Origin of the sequence: Pantoea sp. Lu_F5_004, assembly GCF_051136245.1 — a bacterium.
GTDB lineage: Bacteria > Pseudomonadota > Gammaproteobacteria > Enterobacterales > Enterobacteriaceae > Pantoea > Pantoea agglomerans.
Window position 1 is genome coordinate 988,306 of the sequence record NZ_CP194946.1, and the last position, 11,624, is coordinate 999,929.

An 11,624-nucleotide genomic window follows, 5' to 3' on the forward strand; every position below is an offset into this window, starting at 1 on the left:
TGCACTTCTTCTCTGTTCATTGCATGGCCTTTTGCCATCAAATCAGGGTTATAACCACAAATAATAACATCAACTTCGCCGATTCGAACGTTTTTTACCTTTCTCTACAAGGTTAGTTGATCTCATTCTGTAAAGACAATTTCAGGCTGACAATCCCGTCATCCAGTTGAATATCAACATGAAAATTGAGCTTTCGTGCCAGCGTAATCATGCCTCGGTTATGGGGCATGGTGATACCGTTCAATTGTTGCAAGCCGTGATGCCGGGTGTAGCGGATCATCTTTTCCAGCAGGCGACGGCCCATGCCTAAGCCTTTCAGGTCGGAACGGACCAGCACCGAAAACTCCGCATCAATGTTATCTGCATCAGAGATAGCGCGGGTGACGCCGATGATCTCGGGTCGTCCATGATGCTGACGTACCGCCACAATTGCCATCTCGCGGTCATAATCGATCTGGGTCATGTTGGCGAGATCATCATGAGTAAACTCACTGATTTCACTGAAGTAGCGGTAGTAGAGATCTTCTTTAGTGACCTGACTGATGAACTCGCGCAGCAGGGGTTCATCCTCTGGCAGAATGGGCCGGAACAGGCAGAATTGCCCATCCTTTAACTCCACCTGCTCTTCCAGATGCTGAGGATAAGGACGTATTGCCAGCCGTGCTTCGTTATCGCCGTGGAACGGAGCCAGCGTCAGGGTGACATCCAGCAGGGTAAAATCATTGCCCGCCGCCAGCAGCGGATGAATATCCAGTCGCTGGATCTCCGGGCAATCCACCACCAGGTTAGAGACCTGCACCAGCAGCTGGCTTAAACCGGGGATATCCAGCGGATTCAGTGCGCTGCGGCTGCGGATCTTTCCACTCTTGATCGCCTGAATCACCAGATAGCGTGCCAGCGTCATATTCAGCGGGGGAAGGGCAACGGCAGCCTGTTTATCGGCCTGCCATTCAACGCCGCCTTCCCCCAGCATAATGATCGGGCCAAACAGGGCATCCTGTTCGACCACGACCCGCAGCTCCTGTGCGCCTGCACGACTCGCCATGCTCTGAACCAGTAGCCCTTCGATACGTGCCTGCGGCAACGTCTGTTTTACCCGATCAAAAATAGCCTCAGCGGCATGCTCCACTTCGCTGGCATTACGCAGGTAGAGCATCACGCCCTGCACCTCCGATTTATGCGCGATATCGGGTGAACGCAGTTTTAGCGCCACCGGATAGCCAATCTGATCGGCAATCGCCACTGCCGCCTTACTGTCGCTGGCGATCCAGGTCGGCAGCGTGGCCAGGCCGTAAGCCTGCAACACCGGCTGCACTTCGTGGGTATCCAGCGCGGTAACACCGCGCTCCAGCGCCTGTGACAGCAGCTGGTGTGCATGAGCGCTATCCAGGTTCAGGGTGGCGGGCAGGGCAGGGGTTTCGCGCAGCTGCTTCTGGTTACGGCGGTACTCAACCTGATGCATAAAGGCGGTCACTGTTCCCTCTGGCGTGCGCCAGGTCGGTATCCCCGCCTGCGTAAAGGCTCGGCGCGCGGCTTGCGAAGAGAACTCGCCACTCCAGTTGGTCAGCAGCGTCACCAGCTTACCGCGTGGGTGACGGGCGATGGTGTCGATCAGATGTCCGGCCGTTTCAGTCGCGGGCGCGACCGCGCTTGGCGCATGAATAATCATCAACGCGTCAAGTTCATGGCTGTCGAGCAGGATCTCTGTGCAGGCGGCATAACGTTCCGCTGTGGCGTCATCTTTTAAATCCAGCGGGTTGCCGCGGCCTGCGCCAGCGGGCAACAGCGCCTCGAGCTGCTGAATCGTCTGCTCGCTGAGCTGTGCCAGTTTCCCATTGCGGGCATAGAGCTCATCCAGCGCCAGCGCGGCGGGGGCGGCACCATTACTGATGATCATCAGCCTGTCGCCACGCAGCGGCCGCATATGACTCAGCGACTCAACGGCGGAGAAGAGCTCATGAGTATCCTGCACCCGCAGTAACCCGGCACGCTGAATGGCTGCATCCCAGGCGGCGTCCAGACCGCTGTGGGTGCCCAGCAGCGCCTGTGCTTCCCGGCTGCGACCACTCTTGATCACCAGAATCGGTTTATTACGGGAGGCGCTGCGGGAGGCGGAAACAAAACGACGCGCATCGCTGAGGTGCTCCAGATAGAGCAGGATAGCGCTGGTTTTACCGTCGCGAGCCAGGAAGTCGAGCAGATCATCGACATCGGTATCCAGACTGTCACCCAGCGCGATAAACCAGGAGAAACCGAGATTACGCTGCTGCGCCCAGTCGAGAATGGTGTTGGATACGGCGGCGGACTGAGAGATAAATGCGATACGGCCTTTCTCTATCGGCACCGGCGAGAAGCTGGCATTCAATCCCTGCCAGGGTGCCAGCAGGCCAAGACTGTTCGGTCCCAGCAGACGTATCTGCCACTGGCTGGCGCAGGCTTTGAGTTCGGCCGACTGGCTGGCGGGCGCAGAGAGAATAATGCAGGCCTTGCAGCCTTTTTCACCGAGCTGTTGCAGCAGTTCGAGGTTACGTTTTGAGTGGGTGCAGATCACTGCCAGGTCTGGCGCAAAAGGTAAGCTGTCGATGGTGGGCCAGGCCAGTACGCCGCTGACCGCTTTATATTTTGGCGTCACCGGCAACACCGGTCCGCTAAAACCGCCTGCCAGCAGGTTACGCATCATAAAGTATCCGGCGCGCCCTGGCGTGACCGAGGCACCAATTACCGCAATTGATTTAGGTCGTAACAGCGCTTCCAGTCCGCGTTGGCTCATCTCGCTCTCCAGAGTTCGGGATTTGCGTGATTGTAAACGCTTTTTGCTGGCAGTGCTTCCGGGCAGATCGCAGGCTGCGCATCCCGATTTTAATCTCTGTCACCGCAGGGACGCTCCCGCCGGAAGGTGACCGGGCGATTAAACCTGTCCGGCGTGGTGCGGTTTTCCTGCCAGATAGGCCGCGCGGAACTGATCAAAATGGTGAGATAACGCCTCAGCCGCCAGACGATCGCCCGCCTGCGCCAGCAGCGCCGCGGCCACTTCAGCAGTGCAGTGCTGACCTGCGCCGTGAGCTTCACGCAGCGTATAGCGTGACGGGGTGCTGACATCCAGCGACATCACCGGCAGGGCGTCGAGCCAGGGGCTTTTACGGAACATTTTGCGGGCTTCGGTCCAGGTGCCATCCAGCATAATAAACAGCGGCGGTTTGCCACTGGCGGGCGGCGTTGTCAGCACTTCGCGACCGGGGTCGGCATAGGCGGCCGGGAAAACCACCAGCGGCTGATAATCAGGATTGCGCACCGCCGCCAGCAGCAGCGGATCCGGCTCGGTGCGTGACCAGCCAAAAGCCTGAGTATCCGGCAGAATATCGGCAATCAGCCGACCGGTGTTACTCGGCTTCATCGGCTCGGTATCAAACATCACCAGGCAGAAGCGGCTACGAGCGGACTGCGGCACGATCTGACTGCAGAGACAGTTGACCTCTGGCAGCAGGCAACCCTGACAGCGAATGACCCGATTCCCGCGCGCGAGGAAAGGACGGGTGGATCGTGCCAGGCGTTGGGTGCGCAAGCGCAAAACAGCATTATCAGACATGAGTATTCAGGGCAGGAAAAACGTCAGTGTAATCGAAGCGCAGGCGAAAAGGAAAAGGCCAGCCAGGCTGGCCTCTGAAGATTAAAGTGACTCATCCAGCCATTCATTGAAAGGCGCTTTGGGCATCGCGCCATTCAGCATGTCGACCCGCTCGCCGTTCTTAAACAGCATGATGGTCGGAATGCTGCGAATGTTGAAACGGGCACTCAGGGCCGGTTCCGCTTCGGTGTTAACTTTAATAAAGCGGACTTTACCACTGCGTTCACTGGCGACATCTTTAAACACCGGCGCAAAATTGACACAGGGTCCGCACCAGGGCGCCCAGAAATCGATCACCACCGGCAGATCATCCTGCAGATATTTGTCAAAGTTAGCGCTGGTGGCATTCACCACTTCGCCATCAAATAACGCATTTCCACAGCGACCACATTTCGCCACGTCGGCAAGGCGTTCTTCAGGAACGCGATTGGTTGCCTGACAGGAAGCGCATACCGTATTCATAGGAACCTCTGATGTTGAAAAGTGTCAGTCTGGTAAATATTGTTCATTATGAAAGGGGACGGATTCGCTCTCAATCTGGATTGCTCTATAGGTTCAATAGTTGATAGCTAAGCGCCAGCACATCAGGTAATCTGCGCGCTCTCAATGCAGGAGGAAGACATGAACGACGAATTTAAAGGCAAGAGCGGTAAGGTTAAGGTGATGTACGTGCGTGGCGAGGACGATAAAAGCGCGCGCGCGCCTAATCCTCGTACAGGCAAAGGTGGTCACGCTGCTGCCCGTTCGGATGATAATCGTCGTTCGTCAGGCCCCCGTACTGAACGCAGTCAGGAAGGTGGTCGCTCCGCTGGCCGTCGCAGCGATGACACCGGTCGCAGCAGTTCACCGCGTCGTGATGAAGGCGGACGTGGCGCTCCACGCCGTTCAGACGATGGCGCAGGCCGCCGCAACGAGCGTGGCGATGATAATCGCGGCGCCTATGGCAGCAGCGATTCCCCATGGCGCACCGTGTCTCGCGCGCCATCAGCAGATCGTCCGGCAACCGAAAGCGATAAGCCGGATCACGGCGGCATCAGCGGCAAGAGCTTCGTCGATCCCGAGCAGATTCGTCGTCAGCGTAACGAAGAGACGCGCGTCTATGGTGAGAACGCCTGTCAGGCGCTGTTCCAGAGCCGTCCTGAAGCGATTGTTCGCGCCTGGTTCGTGCAGGAAGTGACACCGCGTTTCCGCGAAGCGCTGCGCTGGCTGGCGGCTAACCGCAAAGCCTATCACGTCGTGGAAGATGCTGAGATTACCAAAGCGTCAGGCACTGAGCATCACGGTGGCGTCTGCTTCCTGATCAAAAAGCGCATGGGTATGGCGGTTTCTGAATGGCTGAGCCAGGCGAATTCCAAAGATTGCGTACTGGCACTGGAAGATGTCAGCAACCCGCATAACCTCGGCGCGATTATGCGCAGCTGCGCGCACTTCGGCGTAAAAGGTTTGCTGGTGAACGACGCCTCACTGCTGGAGTCCGGCGCAGCGGTACGTACCGCAGAAGGTGGTGCTGAGCATGTGCAGGCCATCAGCGGCGCAACCTTCAGTGAAGGTCTGGAAGCGTTCCGTAAAGCGGGTTACACCATCGTCACCACCTCCAGCCATCAGGGCACGCCGCTGGCGCAGGCTCAGCTGCCGGAGAAAATGGTGCTGGTGTTAGGGCAGGAGCGTGAAGGTCTTTCTGATACCGCGTTCAAACAGGGTGACATGAGCCTGTCGATTGGCGGCACTGGCAACGTAGAAAGCCTCAACGTCTCGGTCGCAACCGGCGTACTGCTCGCCGAATGGTGGCGTCAGAACGCATAAAAAAACGGGCCGAAAGGCCCGTTTTGCTTTGTCACATCAGTGCGCACCACCACCACCGCCGCCTGCGCTAAACGGCGGACGGGCAAACCAGATCAGCACCAGCAGAATCAAAAAGACCCCCGCCGACGCCCAGAAAATTTCATTCGCTGAAATAATCAGTCCCTGGTTAGTAATCTGCTGCGCGATCCAGGCCGACGCCTGCTGCTGCGTCATCCCCATGCTCTCCAGCTGGCTATACATCTGCTGCGAATTGACGTTGTACGGGGTAATCGACTCCGTCAGGTAGCTATGATGCATCGACTCGCGGTTACTCCACATAGTGGTGGTAATCGACGTTCCCACCGAGCCTGCAAAGGTACGCATAAAGTTCGACAGGCTGGAAGCAGCGGCCATGCGCTCCGGCGGCAATCCCGACAGCGTAATGGTGGTCAGCGGCATAAAGAAGCAGGCCACGGCAAAGCCCTGAATAAACTGCGGCCAGGCTGAGGCACCAAAGTCCATTCCCGGTTCAAACGTATACGCGCGCCAGTAGAAGCAGACGGCATACATAATGAAGCTGAACGTGACCAGCCGACGCATGTCGAGCTTATGGGCAAAGCGTCCGATGATCGGCGACAGGATCACCGGCAAAATGCCCACCGGCGCAGACGCCAGACCGGCCCAGGTTGCGGTGTAGCCGTAGACCTCCTGCAGCAGCTGCGGCAACAGAACAATCGAGCCGAAGTAGAGCATATAAGCCAGACTGATCGACAGGCAGCCAATGGTGAAGTTGCGCGACTTAAACAGCGACAGGTCAATGATCGGGTGATCGTCCGTCAGCTCCCACACCAGCAGAACTGACAGCGCAATCACGGCCACTACCCCGAGCACGATGATCTCGGACGAGTTAAACCAGTCGAGCTCCTTTCCGCGATCCAGCATCACCTGCAAACAGCCGATCCCCACCACCAGCAGCACCAGCCCGACCATATCGATCCGCCGAATTTCGGTTTTGGTTTCCCGGCCACGCAGGGTTTGCAGCGTCAGTATCACCACCGCCACACCAATGGGCACGTTGATAAAGAAGATCCAGCCCCAGTGGTAGTTATCGCTGATCCAGCCGCCCAGTATCGGGCCACAGATCGGTGCGACGATCACCGTCATCGCCCACAGCGACAGCGCAACACTACGCTTGGCGGGCGGATAGTTGTTGAGCAGCAGACTTTGCGACAGCGGGATCAGTGGACCCGCGACGATCCCCTGAATGACGCGGAAGAAGATCAGCATCTCCAGGCTGTCTGACATGCCGCACGCCCAGGAGGCGATAGCAAACAGAATGGTCGACCAGGTAAAGAGCTTCACTTCACCGATGCGTTTTGCCAGCCAGCCGGTCAGCGGGATCGAGATCGCATTGGCCACACCAAACGAGGTGATCACCCAGGTTCCCTGGGAGTTCGACGCTCCCAGATTACCGGCAATCGTGGGGATAGCCACGTTGGCGATGGTCGAGTCCAGAACCTGCATGAACGTCGCCAGCGACAACGCAATGGTCATCAGGACCAGCGGCATTCCTTCAAGCGGTTTTTGTGCCATTACAGCCTCCGCGTCATCATCCGGCGTTGGCGCGGACGATATCGGTGATCAGCTGATTGACCGGCGCAAGGTCAATCGCCAGTGCGTTGCTGCTGTAAGCGGCTTGCTGACGGGCGCTGGTGGCCAGCGCGCTGCCCTCTTTGCTGGTGGTATCGATTTTAACCAGCGTTGAGAGGCCAATACGCAGCGGATGTCTGGCGATATCTTCCTGATTCAGTTCGATACGAACCGGCAGGCGCTGAACCACTTTGATCCAGTTACCGGTGGCATTCTGTGCCGGCAGCAGTGAGAAGGCGCTGCCGGTGCCCATATCCAGTCCTGCAACTTTGCCCTGATAAACCACTTCGTCACCATAGATGTCGGCAACCACGGTGACAGGCTGACCAATACGAACGCCAGCCAGCTGAGTCTCTTTAAAGTTGGCATCGACCCACAGATTCGTTGCAGGCACGACGGCAAGCAGCGGGGTGCTGGTGGAGATTTGCGAACCGACCTGTACGCTGCGACGGGAGACAAAACCATCCATCGGGCTACGGATTTCGGTGCGCTGCAGCGCCAGCCAGGCGTCACGCAACTCAGCCGCACTCTGTTGCACGGCAGGCTGATTTTCCAGTGAGGTGTTGAGGATCATCGCCTGATTCGCATTGTATTGCTGAATCGCCACGTCCAGTTGTGCTTTGGCCGTCGCGACGGCATCGCGGGCGTGCTGCAGCTCTTCACGGCCAATCAGATTAGCCGCACCTAACGGCTCACGGCGTTTCAGGTCAGCCTGTGCCTGCGCCAGAGCGGTCTGTTGCAATGTAATGCTGGCCTGATACTGTTTGCCATTAATCATCAGCTGATGCGTCTGACGCACGCTGGTGGCGAGTGCCGTCTGCGCTTTTTCAAACGCCTGCTCCGCATCCGTCTTATCCAGTGAAACCAGCACATCGCCTTTTTTGACGAAATCGGTATCTTCAAACCAGACTTTATTCACGCTACCGGAGACCTGTGCCATCACCTGCACCTGGTTACCCGCAACGTAGGCATCATCCGTTTCCTGAAAATGGCGCAGGACCAGGAACCAGTAAACTCCCCAGGCAATACCAATCAGCACAAAGATCAGCGCCAGCACGATGAGCACACTTTTACGCTTCTTCTTTTTGTTGGCTGACGGTTGCGGGCTTTGTGCTTCTGCCGTTGCACTCATGTCTTTCTCCACGTTTTCCATTTAGTCGGGGGACAGAAATCCCTTTTCGCCAGCGCCCGAGTCGAAAAAGCCAGCGACTGAGCGCTGGCCAGATAAAAAAGGAAATTAAAATAACGGTTCCGACAGGTGATTGTGTCGCACTTATTGCTATTAGCGGGAAAGCGAGGCGATCAGCTGATCTTCATCCATTTTATCAAGACGATTAAGTAGCTTACGGGTGATGCCTTCCAGCTGCGACTTCTCATCGACGGAGAGCGATGACCAGAGGTACTGCAGGCTCTGATGCTGAGGTGGCAGCAGCTGACGCAGGAACTCCATCCCTTTATCGGTCAGATGCAGATGCAGGCAGCGACGGTCGTGATCGCTTTCGCGACGCTCAATCCAGCCGCGCTTTTCCAGCTCATCAGCAATGCGCGTGGCATTGGTGCGTGAAGAGCCGAGGGCAGAGCTGAGCTCAGAGGGCTGAATACTATGGTTTTCCTGTGCATCCAGCGTAATCAACGCCATAAACAGGGTTTCATTAATACCCTGTGCTTTCAGCATCTTATTGCGGTTGTCCAGCAGTTTACCCTGCATATGCATACAGAGACGCGTCAGAATAATTTCCTGCAACGGAAAATCCTTATGGCGATTGGCACGGATGTTTAGCATCTGCTCAATGGGAGTAAACGAACTTTCCATTAAAAAAAACCTCACTAATTGCAACTTGTATAATAACTATGGTGACAGGATAAGCGTAGTCACTTTTTGGCAGGTGATCGCTGACAGAATCACTATTCACCATCAAAGGCGTTCCAGGCCATTCCCTGGCCCTGGGTCAAAAACCCGTACGTCCGGCGGCAGCCGCTGTGCCGGAACGTAATCAAAAAGGGGGCAAATTTAATAATATCGCGGGGAAAAATAACTGAAGTGAATAGGTTTGCTACTAACCATAACAAACCTAACCATTTGTGACCAGACGCAATGCGCTGTCCGGCCAGGCTTCAGTTGATTTTTTCCGGCTCAAAGCGCGATCCGGCCGCCCAAATCAGCAGATTAACCACAGTCAGCAGCGCGCCAGCGACACAGACGCCATACCAGCCCCAAAGATGGTAAGCGGTCGCGGAGAGCAGTGAGCCGGCCGCGCCACCCATAAAGTAGCTGGTCATGTAACCTGCATTAAGACGGTTCCGCGCCTCCGGCATCTGCGCGTAGATCACGCTTTGATTAGTGATATGGACGGCCTGTACCGCCAGATCCAGCAACAGGATGCCGACGATCAGCGGCGCAAGCTGCTCCGCGCCCCACGCAATGGCGGCCCACGACAGCAGCATAAGCAGCAGGCCCAGTCGGGTGGTCAGCTTCGCTTTACCCTTGTCAGCCAGCGCGCCCGCCTGACGTGCGGCCAGCGCACCCGCGGCACCGACCAGCCCCAGCAAGCCAATCTCGCCCTCTGAAAAATGATAAGGCGCCCCGGCGAGCAGAAAGGCCATTGAGGTCCACAGCAGGCTGAAATTGGCAAAGGAGAGGCAGCCGGTCCAGGCGCGGGTGCGGAGCACCCGATTACCGGCATACAGGCGAAAGATGGAGGCCAGCAGCTGCGGATAGCGCATGGGCACGGACTGTTTCACGCGTGGCAGCGATCGCCACAGCGCCAGGGCCATCACCACCATCAGCAGGCTGGCAGTCCAGTAAACGGTACGCCAGCCGCCAAGCTGCGCCAGGCCGCCTGCCACGGTGCGCGCCAGCAGAATCCCCAGCAGCAAACCGCTCATTACCGTCCCCACGATTTTGCCGCGCCGCTCCGGCTCTGCCAGCGTGGCGGCCAGCGGTACCAGGATTTGTGCGGCGACCGAGAACAGGCCGGTCATCACCGTGCCCAGCAGTAAAAAGAGAAAGGAGTGCGAAAGGGCGATAATCACCATGCCCGCAGCAGCCAGCAGGATCATCGTGACAATCAGGCTGCGTCGTTCAAACCGATCGCCAAGCGGCACCAGCAGCAGCAGACCGCAGGCGTAGCCCAGCTGCGCCGTGGTGACAATAAATCCGGCGAGGCTGACAGAGAGATCAAACTGTTGGGCGATGGTATTCAGTAGTGGCTGAACGTAGTAATTACTGGCTACGCAGAGGCCGGTTGCTACTGACATCAGTATTACTAAAGCAGGCGTCAGACCCTGGCGAGTCGCATTCATAAACAGCATCGGTCGCTAATAATCATTTGAGGTTAATAGTAACTCAAAAAACTATTTCACACGCATGTTTATTAACAGGCCATACCAGTCGGGATCGCAGGCATAAAAAAAGGGCAGAAAAATTTCTGCCCTCAGATAACTGCCTGACTAGAAGCGTATGCTCACTGAGCCAGCACTTTTATCAACCGCCCTGGGGCGGAAATGTTTTCAGGTTATTGCGCGGCGGCCTGCGCCTCGCTGATCCATTTATCGAACTCAGCCTGATGCGCCTTAATCCAGCCATCCACATGACGGTTAATCGCCTCTTCTGAGTTTTGTCCGGCATGCATTGCTGAGTTTTCAGCATTGATATCGGTAATGGGCAGCTTCATTACCGCAAACAGACGGGCAGCCGCCGGGTTTTTCGCCGCCCAGGCTTTGTTGGCGACGATGTGCATGGTGTTAACCGGGAAACCGTAGTTCGCGCCGTTTGGCAGCTTAGTATCCACATCCTTCTGTTCGCCAGGCAGCGAAGAGAACGGCACCTGCAGCCAGACCACATCGCGGCCCGGCTTCAGCACATCGCTCAGCCAGTAGGGCGTCCAGGTGTAATAAAGGATCGGTTTACCCTGTTTGTAGCGCGCCAGCGTATCCGCCACCATCGCCGAATAGTTACCCATATTGGCGGTCACGGTATCACTGAGACCAAAGGCGCTGTTCTGATGATTAATCACCGCTTCACAGCCCCAGCCTGGCGTACAGCCGGTCATATCCGCTTTGCCATCGCCGTTGGCGTCAAACAGGCTGGCGATCTTAGGATCTTTCAGCTGTTCGATATTGGTGATGTGATATTTCTCGGCGGTCTTCTTATCAATCAGATAACCCTGGGCAGCACCGGTAACGTAAGTTCCCTGACGATAGAGCTTCTGATCGCCACCGGCGGCTTTGTACATGTCGTCATGCAGCGGCTGCCAGTTCACCGCGGTAAAGGTGGCGTCGCCGGCGGCGATAGAGGTGTAGCCAACGTTGTAATCCACTTCACTCGGCTTGCTGACCTGATAGCCGAGTTTTTCCAGCGCGCGGCTGACAATCAGGGTCTGAAAAGTCTCTTCAGCGATAGTGCTCTGTATGGGTTGTACCGTAATACCTTTGCCCGGCAGATCGGCAGCGGAGACGTGTGAAACGGCCAGCGTGGTTACCACGGCGGCGAGCAGAGAGGCTCTGTTGCGCATAGTCATTCCTTATTTCAGATGTCGCGTCAGGATGGGCGGCGCGCAGGCACCGC

The 11,624-nt window shown here is 56.8% G+C and carries 9 protein-coding genes; 1 reads left to right on the plus strand and 8 read right to left on the minus strand.

All coding sequences use genetic code 11. The features are described from left to right. Nucleotides 1–112 precede the first annotated feature (112 nt). The 3 genes from ACR8BN_RS04705 to trxC all read right to left on the minus strand — a co-directional run bounded on the left by ACR8BN_RS04705 (nucleotide 113) and on the right by trxC (nucleotide 4,087). Nucleotides 113–2,770, minus strand: a complete 2,658-nt coding sequence (locus ACR8BN_RS04705; protein ID WP_109651067.1) for a bifunctional acetate--CoA ligase family protein/GNAT family N-acetyltransferase — start codon at nucleotides 2,768–2,770, stop codon at nucleotides 113–115. 138 nt (nucleotides 2,771–2,908) lie between these two features. Further along, nucleotides 2,909–3,586, minus strand: coding sequence for a tRNA-uridine aminocarboxypropyltransferase (locus ACR8BN_RS04710; protein WP_031594478.1), 678 nt, complete (start codon nucleotides 3,584–3,586; stop codon nucleotides 2,909–2,911). 81 nt (nucleotides 3,587–3,667) lie between these two features. Further along, a complete protein-coding gene (gene trxC, locus ACR8BN_RS04715) occupies nucleotides 3,668–4,087 on the minus strand; it encodes a thioredoxin TrxC (RefSeq protein WP_010257800.1) in 420 nt (139 codons plus the stop codon). A 159-nt stretch (nucleotides 4,088–4,246) separates the two neighbouring features. Here trxC and ACR8BN_RS04720 point away from each other — a divergent pair, with 159 nt between their 5' ends. After that, on the plus strand, nucleotides 4,247–5,428 hold the full coding sequence (locus ACR8BN_RS04720; protein ID WP_109651065.1) for a tRNA/rRNA methyltransferase: 1,182 nt from the start codon (nucleotides 4,247–4,249) through the stop codon (nucleotides 5,426–5,428). Nucleotides 5,429–5,464: 36 nt separating this feature from the next. Here the strand turns inward: ACR8BN_RS04720 and emrB are convergent, their stop codons facing one another. The 5 genes from emrB to proX form a co-directional block, all read right to left on the minus strand. Then, nucleotides 5,465–7,000, minus strand: coding sequence for a multidrug efflux MFS transporter permease subunit EmrB (emrB, locus tag ACR8BN_RS04725; RefSeq protein ID WP_010257793.1), 1,536 nt, complete (start codon nucleotides 6,998–7,000; stop codon nucleotides 5,465–5,467). Nucleotides 7,001–7,016: 16 nt separating this feature from the next. Continuing rightward, a complete protein-coding gene (gene emrA / locus ACR8BN_RS04730) occupies nucleotides 7,017–8,189 on the minus strand; it encodes a multidrug efflux MFS transporter periplasmic adaptor subunit EmrA (RefSeq protein WP_010257791.1) in 1,173 nt (390 codons plus the stop codon). Nucleotides 8,190–8,339: 150 nt separating this feature from the next. Then, nucleotides 8,340–8,870 (minus strand): transcriptional repressor MprA, encoded by a 531-nt coding sequence (gene mprA / locus ACR8BN_RS04735; protein WP_003850381.1) that lies wholly within the window; start codon nucleotides 8,868–8,870, stop codon nucleotides 8,340–8,342. Nucleotides 8,871–9,172: 302 nt separating this feature from the next. Then, nucleotides 9,173–10,360 (minus strand): MFS transporter, encoded by a 1,188-nt coding sequence (locus ACR8BN_RS04740; RefSeq protein WP_434747369.1) that lies wholly within the window; start codon nucleotides 10,358–10,360, stop codon nucleotides 9,173–9,175. Between the two features lie 212 nt (nucleotides 10,361–10,572). Next, nucleotides 10,573–11,571 (minus strand): glycine betaine/L-proline ABC transporter substrate-binding protein ProX, encoded by a 999-nt coding sequence (proX, locus tag ACR8BN_RS04745; RefSeq protein ID WP_010257785.1) that lies wholly within the window; start codon nucleotides 11,569–11,571, stop codon nucleotides 10,573–10,575. Nucleotides 11,572–11,624: the final 53 nt, after the last annotated feature.

Coding starts and splice junctions, on each gene's coding strand:
- proX (WP_010257785.1), bottom strand. CDS start 11,571: ATGCGCAACAGAGCCTCTCTGCTCGCCGCCGTGGTAACCACGCTGGCC.
- ACR8BN_RS04705 (WP_109651067.1), bottom strand. CDS start 2,770: ATGAGCCAACGCGGACTGGAAGCGCTGTTACGACCTAAATCAATTGCG.
- emrB (WP_010257793.1), bottom strand. CDS start 7,000: ATGGCACAAAAACCGCTTGAAGGAATGCCGCTGGTCCTGATGACCATT.
- ACR8BN_RS04720 (WP_109651065.1), top strand. CDS start 4,247: ATGAACGACGAATTTAAAGGCAAGAGCGGTAAGGTTAAGGTGATGTAC.
- emrA (WP_010257791.1), bottom strand. CDS start 8,189: ATGAGTGCAACGGCAGAAGCACAAAGCCCGCAACCGTCAGCCAACAAA.
- ACR8BN_RS04740 (WP_434747369.1), bottom strand. CDS start 10,360: ATGAATGCGACTCGCCAGGGTCTGACGCCTGCTTTAGTAATACTGATG.
- mprA (WP_003850381.1), bottom strand. CDS start 8,870: ATGGAAAGTTCGTTTACTCCCATTGAGCAGATGCTAAACATCCGTGCC.
- ACR8BN_RS04710 (WP_031594478.1), bottom strand. CDS start 3,586: ATGTCTGATAATGCTGTTTTGCGCTTGCGCACCCAACGCCTGGCACGA.
- trxC (WP_010257800.1), bottom strand. CDS start 4,087: ATGAATACGGTATGCGCTTCCTGTCAGGCAACCAATCGCGTTCCTGAA.